Annotated in this window: 20 protein-coding genes; 14 read left to right on the top strand and 6 right to left on the bottom strand. The window is 52.2% G+C overall.

The genetic code is table 11. The features are described 5' to 3' along the window. The first annotated feature begins 35 nt into the window (after positions 1 to 35). From abgT to uspE, 5 genes are all read left to right on the top strand, one after another. A complete protein-coding gene (gene abgT, locus F0320_RS09585) occupies positions 36 to 1562 on the top strand; it encodes a p-aminobenzoyl-glutamate transporter (RefSeq protein WP_029740288.1) in 1527 nt (508 codons plus the stop codon). 10 nt (positions 1563 to 1572) lie between these two features. Next, positions 1573 to 2088 carry a methylated-DNA--[protein]-cysteine S-methyltransferase gene (gene ogt / locus F0320_RS09580; protein ID WP_149323834.1) on the top strand — a complete coding sequence of 172 codons (516 nt, stop codon included), beginning with the start codon at positions 1573 to 1575 and terminating at the stop codon, positions 2086 to 2088. Between the two features lie 183 nt (positions 2089 to 2271). Then, positions 2272 to 3024 carry a fumarate/nitrate reduction transcriptional regulator Fnr gene (fnr, locus tag F0320_RS09575; protein WP_006174991.1) on the top strand — a complete coding sequence of 251 codons (753 nt, stop codon included), beginning with the start codon at positions 2272 to 2274 and terminating at the stop codon, positions 3022 to 3024. A 146-nt stretch (positions 3025 to 3170) separates the two neighbouring features. Continuing rightward, complete coding sequence (locus F0320_RS09570; protein WP_014883604.1) at positions 3171 to 3353, top strand: hypothetical protein; 183 nt, start codon at positions 3171 to 3173, stop codon at positions 3351 to 3353. Between the two features lie 109 nt (positions 3354 to 3462). Next, positions 3463 to 4413 (top strand): universal stress protein UspE, encoded by a 951-nt coding sequence (gene uspE, locus F0320_RS09565; RefSeq protein ID WP_047348757.1) that lies wholly within the window; start codon positions 3463 to 3465, stop codon positions 4411 to 4413. Positions 4414 to 4476: 63 nt separating this feature from the next. Here the strand turns inward: uspE and pntB are convergent, their stop codons facing one another. Both pntB and pntA read right to left on the bottom strand, forming a co-directional pair. Next, positions 4477 to 5865 (bottom strand): Re/Si-specific NAD(P)(+) transhydrogenase subunit beta, encoded by a 1389-nt coding sequence (gene pntB / locus F0320_RS09560; RefSeq protein ID WP_047652172.1) that lies wholly within the window; start codon positions 5863 to 5865, stop codon positions 4477 to 4479. A 10-nt stretch (positions 5866 to 5875) separates the two neighbouring features. Continuing rightward, positions 5876 to 7405 carry a Re/Si-specific NAD(P)(+) transhydrogenase subunit alpha gene (gene pntA / locus F0320_RS09555; RefSeq protein WP_126328380.1) on the bottom strand — a complete coding sequence of 510 codons (1530 nt, stop codon included), beginning with the start codon at positions 7403 to 7405 and terminating at the stop codon, positions 5876 to 5878. 535 nt (positions 7406 to 7940) lie between these two features. On the opposite strand from pntA, the gene ydgH reads away from it, so the two are divergent. The 3 genes from ydgH (at position 7941) to folM (ending at position 11215) form a co-directional block, all read left to right on the top strand. Then, positions 7941 to 8885, top strand: a complete 945-nt coding sequence (gene ydgH, locus F0320_RS09550) for a DUF1471 family protein YdgH (protein ID WP_033145347.1) — start codon at positions 7941 to 7943, stop codon at positions 8883 to 8885. Positions 8886 to 9070: 185 nt separating this feature from the next. Continuing rightward, entirely contained in the window at positions 9071 to 10453 is a 1383-nt protein-coding gene (locus F0320_RS09545) for an amino acid permease (RefSeq protein WP_126328379.1), read from the top strand. 39 nt (positions 10454 to 10492) lie between these two features. After that, positions 10493 to 11215 carry a dihydromonapterin reductase gene (gene folM, locus F0320_RS09540; protein ID WP_126328378.1) on the top strand — a complete coding sequence of 241 codons (723 nt, stop codon included), beginning with the start codon at positions 10493 to 10495 and terminating at the stop codon, positions 11213 to 11215. Here folM and F0320_RS09535 read toward each other — a convergent pair. Then, positions 11212 to 11547 carry a GlpM family protein gene (locus tag F0320_RS09535; RefSeq protein WP_047652167.1) on the bottom strand — a complete coding sequence of 112 codons (336 nt, stop codon included), beginning with the start codon at positions 11545 to 11547 and terminating at the stop codon, positions 11212 to 11214. The two genes, folM and F0320_RS09535, sit on opposite strands and share 4 nt — an antisense overlap. Before the next feature lie 127 nt (positions 11548 to 11674). Between F0320_RS09535 and rstA the strand changes: the two genes are divergently transcribed. The 3 genes from rstA to F0320_RS09520 all read left to right on the top strand — a co-directional run bounded on the left by rstA (position 11675) and on the right by F0320_RS09520 (position 14002). Then, positions 11675 to 12391 carry a two-component system response regulator RstA gene (gene rstA / locus F0320_RS09530; protein ID WP_032636775.1) on the top strand — a complete coding sequence of 239 codons (717 nt, stop codon included), beginning with the start codon at positions 11675 to 11677 and terminating at the stop codon, positions 12389 to 12391. A gap of 253 nt (positions 12392 to 12644) precedes the next feature. Beyond that, positions 12645 to 12905, top strand: coding sequence for a hypothetical protein (locus F0320_RS09525; protein WP_126328377.1), 261 nt, complete (start codon positions 12645 to 12647; stop codon positions 12903 to 12905). 422 nt (positions 12906 to 13327) lie between these two features. Next, positions 13328 to 14002, top strand: coding sequence for an SOS response-associated peptidase (locus F0320_RS09520; RefSeq protein ID WP_039262729.1), 675 nt, complete (start codon positions 13328 to 13330; stop codon positions 14000 to 14002). A 51-nt stretch (positions 14003 to 14053) separates the two neighbouring features. Here the strand turns inward: F0320_RS09520 and cspF are convergent, their stop codons facing one another. Then, positions 14054 to 14266, bottom strand: coding sequence for a cold shock-like protein CspF (cspF, locus tag F0320_RS09515; protein WP_072058474.1), 213 nt, complete (start codon positions 14264 to 14266; stop codon positions 14054 to 14056). A gap of 287 nt (positions 14267 to 14553) precedes the next feature. Between cspF and F0320_RS09510 the strand changes: the two genes are divergently transcribed. Then, positions 14554 to 14772, top strand: coding sequence for a cold shock domain-containing protein (locus tag F0320_RS09510; protein ID WP_039262730.1), 219 nt, complete (start codon positions 14554 to 14556; stop codon positions 14770 to 14772). A gap of 242 nt (positions 14773 to 15014) precedes the next feature. Here F0320_RS09510 and F0320_RS09505 read toward each other — a convergent pair whose 3' ends face one another. Beyond that, on the bottom strand, positions 15015 to 15179 hold the full coding sequence (locus tag F0320_RS09505; RefSeq protein WP_213729873.1) for a YnfU family zinc-binding protein: 165 nt from the start codon (positions 15177 to 15179) through the stop codon (positions 15015 to 15017). A 148-nt stretch (positions 15180 to 15327) separates the two neighbouring features. Between F0320_RS09505 and F0320_RS09500 the strand changes: the two genes are divergently transcribed. Both F0320_RS09500 and F0320_RS09495 read left to right on the top strand, forming a co-directional pair. Beyond that, a complete protein-coding gene (locus F0320_RS09500; protein WP_039262731.1) occupies positions 15328 to 15555 on the top strand; it encodes a phage protein in 228 nt (75 codons plus the stop codon). Positions 15556 to 15727: 172 nt separating this feature from the next. After that, entirely contained in the window at positions 15728 to 16066 is a 339-nt protein-coding gene (locus F0320_RS09495) for a hypothetical protein (protein ID WP_126327659.1), read from the top strand. Positions 16067 to 16442: 376 nt separating this feature from the next. Here F0320_RS09495 and F0320_RS09490 read toward each other — a convergent pair whose 3' ends face one another. Further along, on the bottom strand, positions 16443 to 17711 hold the full coding sequence (locus F0320_RS09490) for a Y-family DNA polymerase (protein ID WP_149323835.1): 1269 nt from the start codon (positions 17709 to 17711) through the stop codon (positions 16443 to 16445). Position 17712 lies beyond the last annotated feature (1 nt).

Here is a 17712-nt window from a genome sequence, read left to right as displayed (position 1 = left end):
ACAACACAACAACACAACACTCCCGAGGAACGCCCATGAGTATGTCATCCATACCTTCGCATTCCCCATCCGGTAAGCTCTATGGCTGGGTTGAAAGGATCGGCAATAAAGTACCGCACCCTTTCCTGCTGTTTATCTATCTGATTGTGATTTTAATGGTCGCCACCGCCGTGCTCTCCGCCTTTGACGTGAGCGTGCGCAGCCCGGCTGACGGTAGCCTGGTGGCGGTGAAAAATCTGCTCAGCGTTGACGGGCTGCACTGGTTTTTACCCAACGTGATTAAGAACTTCAGCGGCTTCGCCCCGCTGGGGGCCATTCTGGCGCTGGTGCTGGGAGCAGGGCTGGCCGAACGTGTGGGCCTGCTGCCCGCATTGATGGTGAAAATGGCCTCTCACGTCAGCGCGCGTTACGCCAGCTATATGGTGCTGTTTATCGCCTTCTTCAGCCATATCTCCTCCGACGCCGCGCTGGTAATCATGCCGCCGATGGGGGCGCTGATTTTCCTCGCCGTCGGGCGTCATCCCGTGGCGGGCCTGCTGTCGGCGATTGCGGGCGTGGGCTGTGGCTTTACCGCCAACCTGCTGATCGTCACCACCGACGTGCTGCTCTCTGGCATCAGCACGGAGGCGGCAAAAACCATTGATGCGGCAATGCACGTCAGCGTGATCGACAACTGGTACTTTATGGCCAGCTCGGTGATTGTCCTGACGATTGTTGGCGGGCTGATTACCGATAAAATCATCGAGCCGCGCCTGGGTAAATGGGAAGGCCGTAGCGATGAAAAGCTGGAAACCCTGAGCAAAGAGCAGCGCTTCGGCCTGCGCGTGGCTGGCGTCGTTTCGCTGGCCTTTATCGCGCTGGTGGCGCTGATGGTGGTGCCGGAAAACGGCATCTTGCGCGATCCGGTTAAACATACCGTTCTGCCCTCGCCGTTTATTCAGGGCATCGTGCCGCTGATTATCCTCTTTTTCTTTGTCGTCTCGCTCGCCTACGGTATCGCGACCGGCAAAATCCGCCGCCAGGGCGATCTGCCGCAGCTGATGATCGAGCCGATGAAGGAGATGGCGGGCTTCATCGTGATGGTGTTCCCGCTGGCGCAGTTTGTGGCGATGTTTAACTGGAGCAACATGGGCAAGTTTATGGCCGTGGGCCTGACCGACGCGCTGGAGGCTGCCGGGCTAAGCGGCGTACCGGCGTTTGTCGGCCTGGCGCTGCTGTCATCCCTGCTGTGCATGTTTATCGCCAGCGGCTCCGCCATCTGGTCGATTCTGGCCCCGATCTTCGTGCCGATGTTTATGATGCTGGGGTTCCACCCGGCGTTTGCCCAGATCCTGTTCCGCATCGCGGACTCCTCGGTAATTCCGCTGGCGCCGGTTTCGCCGTTTGTTCCGCTGTTTTTAGGCTTCCTGCAGCGCTATAAACCGGAGGCCAAACTGGGTACCTACTATTCGCTGGTTTTACCCTACCCGCTTATCTTTTTAGGGGTATGGCTGGTGATGCTGGTGGCATGGTATCTTGTCGGCCTGCCGATTGGGCCGGGGATCTACCCGAGGCTGAACTAAAGGAATGAGGATGCTGAGATTACTCGAAGATAAGATTGCGACGCCGCTCGGGCCGCTGTGGGTGATCGCGGACGAGCAGTTCTGCCTGCGCGCCGTCGAATGGGAAGAGCACAGCGACCGCATGGAAGAACTGCTTGCGATTCACTACCGCTTGCAGGGTTATGAACGTATTCGCGCCACCAACCCGGGCGGACTGAGCGACAAGCTTGCGGCCTACTTCGAAGGCGATCTCAGCATCATCGACACTCTGCCGACCGCCACGGCAGGCACGCCTTTTCAGCGCGAAGTGTGGCAGGCGCTGCGGTCCATTCCCTGCGGGCAGGTCATGCATTACGGCCAGCTCGCGGAACAGCTAGGCCGCGCAGGCGCCGCACGCGCGGTGGGTGCCGCTAACGGCTCTAACCCGGTCAGCATCGTGGTGCCGTGCCATCGCGTCATTGGCCGCAACGGCACCATGACAGGCTATGCCGGCGGCGTGCAGCGAAAAGAGTGGTTGCTGCGTCACGAAGGGTATCTCCTGCTGTAGCGCCCAGGCTTTTTGTGCTTAATTTTCTTCCGGTTAGGCTAAAAATCCATAATCAAGCTGTGGAATTTCAAGAAGATGGCGACACGTTGCCGTCTCTTGTCCTTATTGAGGGTTTGTCAGGCTTACGTACTTACCAAAAAGATGTTAAAATTGACCAATATCAATTAAGGCTTGAGCAAACCTATGATCCCGGAAAAGCGAATTATACGACGCATTCAGTCTGGCGGTTGTGCTATCCATTGCCAGGATTGCAGCATCAGCCAGCTCTGTATCCCGTTTACCCTGAATGAGCATGAACTCGATCAGCTTGATAATATCATCGAGCGCAAAAAGCCTATTCAGAAAGGGCAGACGCTGTTTAAAGCGGGAGACGAACTGAAATCGCTCTATGCTATCCGTTCTGGCACCATCAAAAGCTACACCATCACCGAACAGGGTGATGAGCAGATCACCGGCTTCCATCTGGCGGGCGACCTGGTGGGCTTTGATGCCATCGGCACGGGGCATCACCCGAGCTTTGCTCAGGCACTCGAAACCTCAATGGTTTGCGAAATCCCGTTTGAAACCCTGGACGATCTGTCCGGCAAGATGCCTAACCTGCGTCAGCAGATGATGCGTCTGATGAGCGGTGAGATCAAAGGCGATCAGGACATGATTCTGCTGCTTTCTAAAAAGAACGCAGAAGAGCGCCTGGCCGCGTTTATCTACAACCTCTCCCGCCGCTTCGCCGAGCGTGGCTTCTCGCCGCGTGAATTCCGTCTGACGATGACGCGTGGCGATATCGGTAACTACCTGGGTCTGACCGTGGAAACCATCAGCCGTCTGCTGGGCCGTTTCCAGAAAAGCGGGATGCTGGCCGTTAAAGGTAAATACATCACTATCGAAAACGGTGAAGCGCTTGCCGTTCTTGCCGGGCACGCCCGCAACGTGGCGTAACTCTCCGCATGTTGATGACCAGACTGATAAATTCTTGTGATTTATTGGTCTGGTGTAATCACTTCCGTTTCAAGATATTTTCACCGCAGCACGCCCCCACACAGCGCCCGAAAGGTTCTCGTTGAGGTTATGATTTGAGAGAAAGTTTGTTTTTCGTTTCAGTCGTGATTGCCTCTGTGACCTTTATCTTCATCTGGATCATGCTTGTCGGCCCGATGAAGGGGGAGGAAAAAACCTACGTCCAGGACTCCACGACCTTTGCGATAGCGGTGATGGTGCTGCTATTTATTGCGTTTATCGCGGTGACGACGACGGTACTTTTCCTCTGATAAATTTTCATGAAATATTGATCTGGCAAAACCTCCCCTCTGTTTCATTCAGGATATATAGGTTACTCTTTTAATTACAGACTGTGGTGACAGTAGTAAGGAGACCTGTATGGCCAAGTATCAAAACATGCTGGTAGCTATCGATCCGAATCAGGACGATCAGCCGGCATTACGACGTGCTGTGTATTTACATCAACGGATTGGTGGCAAAATCAAAGCGTTTTTGCCGATCTATGACTTCTCGTATGAGATGACCACCCTTCTGTCGCCTGACGAGCGCACCGCTATGCGCCAGGGCGTCATCAGCCAGCGTACCGCGTGGATCCGTGAACAGGCGAAGTATTACCTGGAAGCGGGCGTGCCCATTGATATTAAAGTGGTCTGGCACAACCGACCTTTTGAAGCCATCATCCAGGAAATTGTCGCCGGTGGGCACGACCTGCTGCTGAAGATGGCGCACCAGCACGACAAGCTGGAATCCGTGATCTTCACCCCGACCGACTGGCACCTGCTGCGTAAATGCCCTTGCCCGGTCTGGATGGTGAAAGACCAGCCGTGGCCTGAAGGCGGGAAAGCCGTTGTGGCGGTAAACCTCGCGAGCGAAGAGGATTACCACAACTCCCTGAACGAGAAGCTGGTGAAGGAGACCATCCAGCTTGCCGACCAGGTGAATCATACCGAAGTGCATCTGGTTGGCGCCTATCCGGTCACCCCGATTAACATTGCCATTGAGCTGCCTGAATTTGACCCGAGCGTGTACAACGACGCGATCCGCGGTCAGCATCTGCTGGCCATGAAAGCGCTGCGCCAGAAATTCAGCATCGATGAGAAAATGACCCACGTGGAAAAAGGGCTGCCTGAAGAGGTTATCCCGGATCTGGCGGAACACCTGCAGGCGGGGATTGTGGTGCTGGGCACCATCGGCCGGACCGGCATTTCTGCCGCCTTCCTCGGCAACACCGCCGAACAGGTGATCGATCATCTGCGCTGCGACCTGCTGGTCATTAAGCCAGATGATTACCAGACGCCGGTTGAGCTGGACGATCCGGAAGACGATTAATGCCAGCGCCACCCGGTAATAAAAAAACCGCCGAATTCGGCGGTTTTTTCGTATCAACGCAACTTACAGCGCTTTCAGAATCGCATCCACGCTGGCTTTGGCGTCGCCAAACAGCATGTGGGTGTTCTCTTTGAAGAACAGCGGGTTCTGAACCCCGGCATAGCCGGTATTCATGGAGCGTTTGAAGACGATTACGTTCTGCGCCTTCCACACTTCCAGAACAGGCATACCAGCGATTGGGCTACCCGGATCGTCCTGTGCAGCAGGGTTAACGGTATCGTTAGCGCCAATGACCAGCACGGTGTCGGTATCAGAGAAATCATCGTTGATCTCGTCCATCTCCAGCACGATGTCGTAAGGCACTTTCGCCTCCGCCAGCAGCACGTTCATGTGGCCAGGCAGACGCCCTGCCACCGGGTGAATACCAAAGCGAACCTTGATGCCCCGCGCGCGCAGCTTCTCGGTGATTTCCGCAACCGGATACTGCGCCTGCGCCACCGCCATGCCGTAGCCCGGGGTGATGATCACGGAATGCGAGTTTTTCAGCATGTCTGCGGTATCTTCCGCAGAAATTTCACGGTGCTCACCCACTTCTTCATCCGCACTGGAAGAAGAGCCATCGGTCCCGAAACCACCGGCGATAACGCTGATGAACGAGCGGTTCATCGCCTTACACATGATGTAAGACAGGATCGCACCGGAAGAACCCACCAGCGCACCGGTGACGATCAGCAGGTCGTTGCTCAGCATAAAGCCTGCCGCCGCCGCCGCCCAACCGGAGTAGGAGTTCAGCATCGAGACAACCACCGGCATATCCGCACCGCCGATGGACGCCACCAGGTGCCAGCCAAACGCCAGTGCAATAATGGTCATTACCAGCAACGCCAGCACCTGCAGGCCCACGCTTTCGGTACGCACGAAGACCACCAGCAGTACAAACGACACCACCAGCGCCGCCAGGTTCAGCTTATGACGGTTTGGCAGCATCAGCGGCTTAGAGGAGATCTTCCCGCGCAGCTTGCCGAACGCCACAATAGAGCCGGTGAAGGTCACCGCACCGATGAAGATACCGAGGAACACTTCCGTCAGGTGGATGTTCACCAGAATCGGTTCCAGGCCCGGTTCGTGGTACAGGTAGCTATTGAAGCCCACCAGCACCGCCGCCAGACCCACGAAGCTGTGCAGAATAGCAACCAGCTCCGGCATCTCTGTCATTTCAACGCGTTTTGCCAGGCGAATACCAATCGCGCCGCCGATGATCATCGCCACCAGGATCCACGCCACGTTGCCGGTATCCGGCCCGAAGATGGTGGCAATCAGCGCAATCGCCATCCCGGCGATACCAAAGTTATTTCCCTGCTGAGACGTTTCGTGTTTGGAAAGCCCCGCCAGACTGAAAATAAACAGGATTGCAGCAACAATGTATGCGGCTGTCACTAATCCTCCAGACATATGCTACCCCTTAGCCTTTACGAAACATTTTCAGCATGCGCTGAGTCACGGTGAAACCACCGAAAATATTGATACTGGCGATCAGCACCGCGATAAAGCTCAGGAAGCTGATCCAGCCGCCGTGACCAATCTGCAGTAACGCCCCCACCACGATGATCCCGGAGATGGCGTTGGTTACCGACATCAGCGGCGTATGCAGCGCATGAGAGACGTTCCACACCACGTAGTAGCCCACGACGCAGGAGAGCGCGAAGACGGTAAAGTGGCCGAGGAACTCTTTTGGCGCGACGTCAGCCAGCCAGCCGAACAGAATAATCACCAGCGCCATAATCGCGTATTTGCGCCACGGAGAAGCCGGTTTGGCGGGTTCTTTTGGCTCAGGCGCCGCTTTCGGTGCCGCCTGAGGCTGAGCAGAAACCTGAATAGGCGGCGCAGGCCAGGTAATTTCACCTTCACGGACAACGGTGACGCCGCGCACAACAACATCGTCGAAATCAACGGTGACGTTGCCGTCCTTCTCTTTGCAAAGCAGCTTCAGCAGGTTGACGAGGTTGGTGCCGTAGAGCTGAGAAGACTGCGTTGGCAGACGGCCCGGCAGATCGGTATAGCCGATCACCTTCACGCCGTTAGCGGTCGTGGTTATCTGATTCGGTACGGTATATTCACAGTTACCGCCGTTTTGGGCGGCCAGGTCGACAATCACGCTGCCCGGCTTCATGGAGTCAACCATCTCACGGGTAATCAGCTTCGGCGCCGGTTTACCCGGGATAAGCGCGGTGGTGACAATAATGTCGACATCTTTCGCCTGGGCGGCGAAGAGTTCCATTTCGGCTTTGATAAAGGCTTCGGACATCACCTTCGCGTAACCATCGCCGCTGCCTGCTTCTTCCTTGAAGTCCAGCTCAAGGAATTCGGCGCCCATACTCTGGACCTGTTCCTTTACTTCAGGACGGGTGTCAAAGGCGCGTACGATAGCGCCGAGACTGTTTGCCGCACCGATTGCGGCAAGGCCCGCCACGCCCGCGCCAATCACCATTACTTTCGCCGGAGGGACTTTACCCGCGGCGGTGATTTGACCGGTAAAGAAGCGACCAAATTCGTGGGCCGCTTCAACAATGGCGCGGTAGCCGGCAATGTTTGCCATGGAGCTTAAGGCATCCAGCGACTGCGCGCGCGAAATGCGCGGCACGGAGTCCATCGCCATCACGGTCACACCACGGGCCGCCAGCTTCTCCATCAGCTCCGGGTTTTGCGCAGGCCAGATGAAGCTCACCAGGGTCGTTCCCGGATTCAGCAGCGCAATCTCACTCTCTTCCGGTGCGTTGACCTTCAGAATCACCGGCGACTGCCAGACGTCAGCACCGTCGACCACGTCCGCACCGGCCTGGATAAAGGCCTCGTCATCGAAACTCGCCAGTTTGCCCGCGCCGCTTTCAACCGCGACCGTAAAACCCAGTTTAAGCAGTTGCTCCACCGTTTTCGGTGTTGCCGCTACGCGGGTTTCATTGGCTAACCGTTCTTTTGGTACCCCAATACGCATAGTTTTCCCTTCCATCGGTTTTTGATGATGGTTTATCGATAAATGCCCGCGGTTTGTATCAATTTTCGCCATCGCGCGAGCGACGAGAGATGATTAACCCCGGAAAATAAAACAGTAACAAACTGTCTATAACCTACTGAAAATAGCGCCCGCGATCTACCGCCAGAAAACACTATTTCTTACTTTATCTGTGAAAAATAAGCGATCGGCGTCACTGACAGTGATATTTACCTTAAATTCACTGCCAGAACCGATAAATCGCGCAAGCGAAGCGGCAAAAACATGATATAGCGCCATAAGAGAACAACTTATTAACATTAAATTAACTTGTAAAAGTCATATGCTTTATCAGTTTTACTTGTCAAACGCGTGTTTTTTCAACATATCACTAAATGTTATCGAATTCGGTGATTCAGTAAGCACAGGCAGTGAAAAATGGCGCAGACAGCGACGGGTTTTAAATGCAATAATCGGGACCGTCTCAAATTAACAACAATACCAGTACATGGTTTGCGCAAGGCGAAGGATCATTTTTATGAAGCTTAAGAACACACTCCTGGCGTCCGCACTTCTCTCCGCGACCGCCCTGTCTGCGAATGCCGCAACAGAGTTAACGCCGGAGCAAGCGGCAGCGTTAAAACCTTTTGACCATACGGTCATTGTGGGTCGTTATAATTCTATTGGCGACGCCGTCGCCGCTGCATCAAAAGCCGCTGATAAAAACGGGGCGGCCTCGTTTTATGTCGTTGACCAGTCCGATTACGGCAACAGCGGTAACCTGCGCGTGACCATCGCGCTGTTCAAAGACAATGCGCCCAAAGCTGACGCACCTAAGAACCGCGTCATCAACGGTGTTGTTGAACTGCCGAAAGATCAGGCGATTGAGCTGGAACCTTACGACACCGTCACCGTTCAGGGCTTCTATCGCAGCCAGCCTGAAGTGAACGATGCCATCACCAAAGCCGCGAAAGAGAAAGGGGCCTACTCCTTCTTCATCGTACGTCAGGTCGATGCTAACCAGGGTGGCAACCAGCGTATTACCGCGTTCATCTATAAAAAAGATGCGAAAAAACGTGTTCTGCAGAGCCCGGATGCCATCCCGGCGAATTCAGAAGCAGGCCGCGCGGCAATCGCAAAAGGCGGCGAAGCAGCGAAGAAAGTTGAAATTCCAGGCGTAGCAACGACGGCAGCCCCAAGCGCTGAAGTGGGTCGTTTCTTCGAAACGCAGTCCACGAAGGGTGGCCGTTACTCCGTTACGCTGCCTGACGGTACCAAAATTGAAGAGCTGAACAACGCCACTGCAGCGCAGATGGTGCCGTTCGACAGCATCAAGTTTACCGGCAACTACGGCAACATGACGGAAGTCTCTTACCAGGTTGCGAAGCGTGCGGCGAAGAAAGGGGCGAAGTACTACCACATCACCCGCCAGTGGCAGGAACGTGGTAACAACGTGACCATCAGCGCCGATCTGTACAAGTAACAATATCGTTGACGAAAGGCGGCGCAATGCCGCCTTTTTTTGTTACTTTTTTTGAATTTCTGCCTCACGTCATTGCATGCATTCGTTACACTCCGTAAAATCCCGCGCCTTAGTGTGATCCACCATTTTTATGCGCCTGAGCGAAATAATTATTCTGGATTTTGACCTTTCATAACAGGAAGCCAATGGAAAAGAAACTTGGCCTGAGTGCTCTGACTGCACTCGTTTTAAGCTCAATGCTGGGTGCGGGCGTATTCAGTTTGCCGCAAAATATGGCGGCCGTTGCCAGCCCCTCCGCGCTCATCATTGGCTGGGGCATTACGGGTGTCGGCATACTGCTGCTGGCCTTCGCCATGCTGCTGCTCACCCGCATTCGCCCGGATCTTGACGGCGGCATTTTCACCTATGCGCGTGAAGGTTTCGGCGAGCTGGTTGGCTTCTGTTCCGCGTGGGGATACTGGCTGTGTGCCGTTATCGCCAACGTTTCTTACCTGGTGATCGTCTTCTCGGCGCTCAGTTTCTTTACCGATACGCCTGAGCTGCGCCTCTTTGGCGACGGAAATACCTGGCAGTCTATTTTGGGCGCCTCGGTGTTGCTCTGGTTCGTCCACTGGCTGGTGTTGCGTGGCGTACAAACGGCCGCCAGCATCAACCTGGTGGCGACGCTGGCGAAACTGGTTCCGCTCGGCCTGTTTATCGTTCTGGCCTTTATTGCGTTCCGTATGGACGTTTTCAGGCTTGATTTCAGCGGCGTTGCGCTGGGCGTTCCCGTCTGGGAGCAGGTGAAAAACACTATGCTGATTACCCTGTGGGTGTTCATCGGCGTTGAAGGCGCGGTCGTGGTTTCTGCCCGGGCCAGGAATAAACGCGATGTGGGCCGCGCCACGCTGCTGGCCGTACTGGCCGCGCTCGGGGTCTATCTGCTGGTGACGCTGCTGTCGCTGGGCGTGGTGGCGCGGCCTGAGCTGGCTGAAATGCGTAACCCGTCAATGGCGGGCCTGATGGTGAAAATGCTCGGTCCCTGGGGCGACGTGGTGATTGCCGCAGGGCTGATCGTCTCCGTCTGCGGCGCTTACCTGAGCTGGACCATCATGGCGGCTGAAGTGCCGTTCCTGGCCGCGACGCACAAGGCGTTTCCACGCCTGTTTGCCCGTCAAAACCAAAACAGCGCGCCGTCGGCATCGCTTTGGCTGACCAACATCAGCGTTCAGGTTTGTCTGGTGCTGATCTGGCTCACAGGTTCAGACTATAACACCCTGCTGACCATCGCCTCGGAGATGATTCTGGTACCCTATTTCTTAGTGGGTGCGTATCTGTTAAAAATTGCCTCACGCCCGGCGCATTATGTCGTGGGTGTCGGAGCCTGTATTTACGGCCTGTGGTTGTTGTATGCTTCCGGGCCTATGCATCTGCTGCTGTCGGTGGTGCTGTACGCGCCGGGTCTGCTGGTGTTTATCTATGCCCGCCGCACGCATCAGCTGGAGAACGCGCTGAAACGCCGTGAGATGGCATTAATTGGACTGTTACTGGTTGCGGCCCTGCCGGCAACCTGGATGTTAATGGGATAGCATCGCCTTTCCCATTGTTGAACTGTAAAGGAGAATACGATGGGAAATGCACCGCTTCGCCCAATACTGATTACCGGTGGAGGCCGCCGTATCGGCCTCGCCCTCGCCCATCACTTTCTCAACCTTCGCCATCCGGTCATTGTCAGCTACCGTACGGAATATCCGTCGATTGAAGGCTTACGCAAAGCCGGGGCGGTCTGCATTCAGGCTGATTTTTCGACCGATGAAGGCATTCTGGCTTTCGCGGAAAAGGTAAAAGCCACCACGACGGGACTGCGCGCCGTGATCCATAACGCCAGCGCATGGCGAGCCGAAAAACCCGGTACGTCACTCAGCGAAACGATCTCCGCCATGCTGCAGATCCACGTCAATGCCCCTTATCTGCTTAACCACGCGCTGCAGGATCTGCTGCGCGGCCATGGGCACGCGGCGGGCGATATTATTCACTTCACCGATTATGTGGTGGAGCGCGGCAGCGACAAGCACATCGCCTACGCGGCCAGTAAAGCCGCTCTGGATAATATGACGCGCTCGTTTGCCCGCAAGCTCGCGCCCGAGGTGAAGGTGAACGCCATCGCCCCGGCGATGATTTTGTTTAACGAAAACGATGATGCGGAGTATCGCCAGCAGGCCCTGAATAAGTCGCTGATGAAAATTGCCCCAGGCGAAAAAGAGGTGATTGACCTTGTGGATTACCTGCTCACCAGCTGCTATGTCACCGGCAGAACCTTTGCCGTGGACGGCGGCCGCCCGCTGCGCTAGTGAAAGCGGCTCCAGAAGAAAATTAACACCCAGGCGCTGAGTGCCCAGCAGACCACCGCCCCGCTCAGCGCCAGGGGAAGACGCAGAAAACCGGTGAAATACCACAGCGAAAGCAGGTAGAGAAAATACGGAATGATAGACCACATGCCAAACACGATGGTTGTGCGTAACGCTTCCGTGCCCCGCTCAGACGCCACGATATAGTGAGCGATCAGCGCAAAGGTCGGAAACAGCGGGATTAGCCCTGCAATGTAGTAGTTTTTCGTTTTTGCCAGAATGCCAATCAGTAATACCACCAGCGCGCCCAGCGCGGCTTTAATCACCAGCCCCATATTTTCCCTATAACAATCAAGTAACAATAAGAGCCAGAATAACGGAACCGGCGTTAATTTTGAAAGATTAATGGAAGGTTAAGGTTCCGCGGTGTATGTTGGCTTTTTTCACGAAAACAGACGCTGTATGAATAAGATTGTTTATGTTGAAGACGAACCTGAAGTCGGGCAGCTGATCGCGGCCTATCTGGGTAAACATGATATGGACGTCATTGTTGAGCCTCGCGGCGATCGCGCCGAAGAGGTGGTCGTCCGTGAAAACCCGGATCTGGTATTGCTGGATATCATGCTGCCAGGAAAAGACGGCATGACGCTCTGCCGCGACCTGCGCGCCCGGTGGGAAGGCCCTATCGTCCTGCTCACCTCTCTGGACAGCGATATGAACCACATTTTGTCGCTGGAGATGGGTGCCAATGACTACATTCTGAAAACCACACCGCCTGCCGTCCTGCTTGCCCGCCTGCGCCTGCATTTGCGCCAGCACGCCAGCGTCGAACGCGAATCGCCCGCGCCGTCACTGACGCCGCACAAAGCGATGCGCTTCGGTACGCTGTCTATTGACCCCATTAACCGCCAGGTGCTGCTCTCCGGCGAGCTTATCGCCCTCTCCACCGCAGACTTTGACCTGCTGTGGGAGCTGGCAACGCACGCCGGGCAAATCATGGACCGCGACGCGCTGCTGAAAAACCTGCGCGGCGTGAGCTATGACGGCATGGACCGCAGCGTTGACGTAGCGATTTCGCGTCTGCGCAAAAAGCTGCAGGATAACGCTACCGAGCCCTACCGCATTAAAACCGTGCGTAACAAGGGTTATCTGTTTGCCCCGCACGCCTGGGAAACCTGATTCCGTTATCTGGCTAGCATAACGTGCGCGAAATGAAGGTATTACACAGCAATGCCCTCTCTTTCGCGCATTTATTTTTACGTTTGCGCAACAATTAACTTGCTAAGCACGCGAACTATCCCATAATTAAATCTTCATCCATCCTTTCTACAGCCAGCACTGCCCCGGCGACATGCAGACTCTTTTTTCCCCGTGAAGCTCTCACGATACATCTCCCATAAAATCTTGAAATGAGGATTTAAGCCCATGAAATATGTATAGCTACAGTCAGGTAGAAGCCATCAAAACCAATCTGGAATGGATTGTTAATCAGGCTGCGCTTAGCCATTCCTCCCCCTCACGCGCCGATCAAAAAGCGCTCTTTGGTCTCCTTGAGCTCATCCAGACTTACGAAATACTTCTGGATTTGATTAACGAATTCGGTACCGATGTGATTGATATGCACATTGCGGAAGGACTGGCCATAACGGAAACACTCATCGCCAAGGTAAAAAACAGCGCAATTGCCATGTAACACGCTCCTCAGAAATGAAAATATCGACGGGTTTTCACGTATATTCTGCACAAAGCGTTTTTTCGGTGAGACCCATTGAAAAAGCTGTTTGTGCAGTTTTAGTGTGCAGAAAATTCGCAACTCATTGAAATGGCTTTATTTGTCATGGTATCAGTGAGTTAGCCAGAAACGTTTAACGGAAATATACGGACATGCACGGTCTTTTTGATGCCCCTATCGGTGTCCCTTCTTTCAAAATGCCCCCAAATTTGCCCCCAATATTCCCCTGTTTTGCGAAGCTCCTTCCGGGTTCGCAACACTCTGCTTTACGTCTCTCTATCTGATCAGCATGGTCGCCACGAATTCGTTTGTAAGACTTAACCAGCGCACCTCTTTTTCTCCCTGCCCTATACTTTCAGTCTGATATCTGGCTGGAGGTTTCTATGTGTGGACGCTTTGCACAAGCCCAAACCCGTGAAGAATATCTGGCATACCTCGCAGATGAAGCCGATCGAGACATCGCATTCGACCCTGAGCCGATTGGACGTTACAACGTGGCTCCAGGCACGAAGGTCCTGTTGCTAAGCGAACGAAACGAGCAGTTACATCTTGATCCTGTATTATGGGGTTATGCCCCGGGATGGTGGGATAAAGCACCCCTGATTAATGCGCGCGTCGAAACGGCGGCCACCAGCAGAATGTTTAAACCTCTATGGCAACATGGCCGCGCGATCTGCTTCGCCGATGGATGGTTCGAGTGGAAAAAAGAAGGTGACAAAAAACAGCCCTACTTCATTCACCGTGCCAATGGCCAACCAATATTTATGGCAGCGATCGGCAGCACACCATTTGAGCGTGGTGATGAAGCTGAGGGTTTTCTTATAGTGACATCGGCAGCGGATAAAGGTCTGGTCGACATTCACGACCGCCGGCCACTTGTTTTGTCACCAGAAGCGGCACGTGAGTGGATGCGGCAGGATATTGGTGGGAAAGAAGCTGAAGAGATCGCAGCCGACGGCACTGTGCCAGCTGAGATGTTTATCTGGCATGCAGTGGCCCGTGATGTTGGAAATGTAAAAAATCAGGGGAGAAAATTGATAGAACAAACAAATATATAATCTGCCGTACTTTTGATGCGCACTTTATATTTGGTTAAATATTATCTTATCTTAAGAAAGGAATATATTTGCAGCCATCGGACCACTAAGTCCATTTATACGATAAAATTCAACACGAACACCTGGCTTTAACGTTTGACTTTCACTATTACTTAACGCAGAAACATGCAAAAAAACATCTTTTCTGCCATCTGATGGGATAATCAATCCCTTTCCGCTCTTGAAGTCAAAACTTTTGACAATTCCTGTCATTTTACGAGACAAATATTTTCCTAATGGTAATCCAGATTTCACTATACAGGATCAGTTAATAATAGCTAACACTATTTTAACGGCCTTCTAGAAGGCTAAGATAAAATTTGCTTAATCATTCAACACGTGCCTTAATGGTTCGGCTGATTCGGTGCGATGATGAATCTAACTTTTCCAAAAGCCGTTCTCATAACTAGGTGTTATCTCTGATATCCCTCCTCTTGAGTCCATACATATACCAGCATACGTTTCTTATCATGAGCTTGCTTGTCAGTTTGAAATGTTCAAACGGAGTTTGTATGTCATCTAAAATCATAGGTCTTGTTAAGTGGTTTAACGAAGATAAGGGGTTTGGCTTTATCTCCCCACTCGATGGAAGTAAAGATGTTCTCGTTCACACTTCTTCCCTGCTGGGAGAAACATTTAATACTCTTTTTGAAGGACAAAAAGTCAAATTCGCTATCATAGCTGGAACTAAAGGTCCAGTCGCTGCCAATGTAACACTTTGCGATAGATAATTTTTAGATGGTTTGCTTAAGCCAGCATGACTTTATCAGTGAAAGGTGATGTTCGGTTACTCACATCATTACAACAGGCCAGCATATTTACTTACCATCAAGTTTGCTGACCGATGTGATGAAATGCAGGACTGCTGCATGAACAGTCTCAAAGCAGAAGCTAACTGCTTATAAAATACTAAAGTGCGTAAGAGGTTAGGCAGCCTCCAAAAGCATCACTTCTTATTTTTTTAATAATTTTTTTAGAAGCGCTGGGAAGATTTGAACAAAGCACAGCAGTATGGGCACACCAACTGAGCCCCCTTTTGTACACGATTGTAACTATGTTCGGAATCTTTTGAGCAGTTTGGACAAGGACATTTTACTAAATAATTTCGGCGGAATTGAGTGTTTTTACGTGCAGACATAGACTTCTCCAGTTCAAATGGACCGTTACAGTACACGTTAAGAAAGTATAATGCTTGTTTTAATTTCGAAAGAGGCAAAAAAAATGAACAAACAGAACCCTTTCGACCACCTGCAGGGGCTAGAAACCCTCAAAATACATGGTGATATATGAAAAAAGTAATCGTTTTTTTTAATGGTAAGCCAAGTAAAGTTATCACTGTGCTTAAAGGTGTGACATCAATACGCGAAGAATATCCTAATGGAGAAGTGATAAACCTTCAGATAATGTCAGCAGGTTTTCCCTCTTTAACAGGTGACCATGAAGTGGTCCATGTGGCATCAGATCGAGAGCTTACCTCTCAGGAAATATTAGATGCGGCGCAGAAGTATCTTTGACGCCAGGGATTCAACACAGACATTCATGAAATCATTATTATAACTACGTTTAATTATTATAGCCTGCTTAACGCAGGCTTTTTTTACCCCCACACAAACATTTATAATTAAGACATGTACATCCAACACCATGGCAATATGACTTTATTGCTGAGGCAACCATAAGGCTTCCATGAAAATCCTGCATTACACAGTATTAATAGTTCTTGAGGCCCCATTCTCAGATAATAATATCAACCCTCTTATCTTGGGTCTCTTGCATGACCGAAACTATTCAAGTAAGTCAAACCGAGGTGTCAAACTTCCATCCCATGCATTCATTGGTTCAGAGGGTCAGGCAGTTTTAGAGTGGGAGTCTGAAAAAGATGGAGCAGAAAAACTAAAAAAAAGACTCTACCAGATGCTGCATGGAATTACACGTTTAGAAAAATCTCCCACAGCAATTTTTCTAATGATTTGCCCAGAAGATAAAACCTTAACCTTTGTCTCAAGACTTAAAGTAAAAAAATGAACATCGATATTTTAACCTTCACCATCTGAAAATTCCGTGACCGTGAAAACTGCGAAAGAAAATCATGAGGCACATCAGTAAATATTGTATCATTTGCTAAGCATTGCTGATACATTCGGTTTAATGATGAATCCTCCTAAGCGGCAGGGCTAATTAACATGATGATTTGTATATCCAGCGGCTCATCCTGAATTTCTGAAGCAGCGAGTCACGAGTGGTTAGTTCAATGACTCACCGGGAGGCACTCGGCATCATACCCATAAGCCCCTGTATAATTGCAGGGGCTTATTTACATTACAAAAGCATAGTAGTAGACATATTAATCTTAATACTCATAGCCGATAATTAGGTTCGAATGAATATACCGTTTAAAGGATCATCTAACTTTTATTAGGTCTGAATACCTCGTAGTATACCGTGGAGATAACATATCCCGTTTCATCTGCCACTGCTGCTGTATGCCCTGCCCGGCAAAATAAAGCGTTCCCTTTCCATCTTTCCCGTTCAGATAATCCAGAACTTCCATCAACCTCTCGCTACCAGCACGCGGCGCGTTCTCATCGAACAGGTTGAGCTGGGCCACGCCTTGGCTGAAAAAATCCCCAAGCATGATCCCTGCCTTCTGGTACCGGTGGCCATCCTTCCAAATTTTGTCCAGACACTTTACAGCGGTGTTGATGATGTCGCGAGAATCCTGAGTGGGGGTGAGAAGCTTCATGGACGCACTGTTACCGTAATACGGCTCGTTAAGCGCAAAGGGAGAGGTTTTCACGAACGTAGAGATAAAGCGGCAGTACTGATGTTCACCCCGCAGTTTTTCAGCACCACGGGCGGCATAGCTGCAAATAGCCTGGCGCATCTGTTCATACTCAGTAACGCGTTCGCCGAATGACCGGCTGCAGACGATTTCCTGCTTAGCTGGTGCAAACTCCTCCAGATCCAGACATGGTTCGCCGCGTAGTTCCCGGACAGTTCGCTCCAGGACGACATTGAAGTGCTTTCGAATAATCCACGTACTCTGCTCTGAGAGGTCGAGAGCCGTTTTGATGCCCATGGCGTTCAGCTCCTTACTGATGCGCCTGCCGACGCCCCAGACGTCCTCCACCGGAACCAGAGCAAGCAGTCGGCGCTGGCGATCAAGATTGGATAGGTCCACTACCCCGCCCGTTTGCCGCTGCCATTTTTTGGCGGCATGGTTTGCGAGCTTAGCGAGGGTTTTGGTCTGCGCGATGCCAACCCCAACTGTCAGGTGCGTACGCTTTAGAACTGTAGCGCGGATCTCTTTCCCGAAGTCAGTCAGGTCCCGGCAGTTGCGAACGCCAGTCAGGTCGCAAAAAGCTTCATCGATACTGTAAATTTCGACGCGGGGGCTCATTTCCTCAAGCGTCGTCATTACCCGGTTCGACATGTCTGCGTACAGCTCGTAGTTGCTGCTGAAGCAAACAACCCCAGCGCGCCGAAATAAGTCCTTTTGCTTGAAGAAAGGCTCTCCCATTGTAATTCCAGCGGCCTTGGCCTCGGCGCTGCGTGCGATCACACAGCCATCGTTATTCGAGAGAACGACAACCGGTCGCCCTTTCAAATCGGGCCGAAATACCGTCTCGCATGATGCGTAGAACGAATTCACATCACAGAGCGCAAACATA

The sequence above is a fragment of the Enterobacter dykesii genome (genome assembly GCF_008364625.2).
GTDB lineage: Bacteria > Pseudomonadota > Gammaproteobacteria > Enterobacterales > Enterobacteriaceae > Enterobacter > Enterobacter dykesii.
The sequence above is the reverse complement of the archived record's forward strand: the minus strand, read 5'-3'. Positions and strand labels throughout refer to the sequence as shown.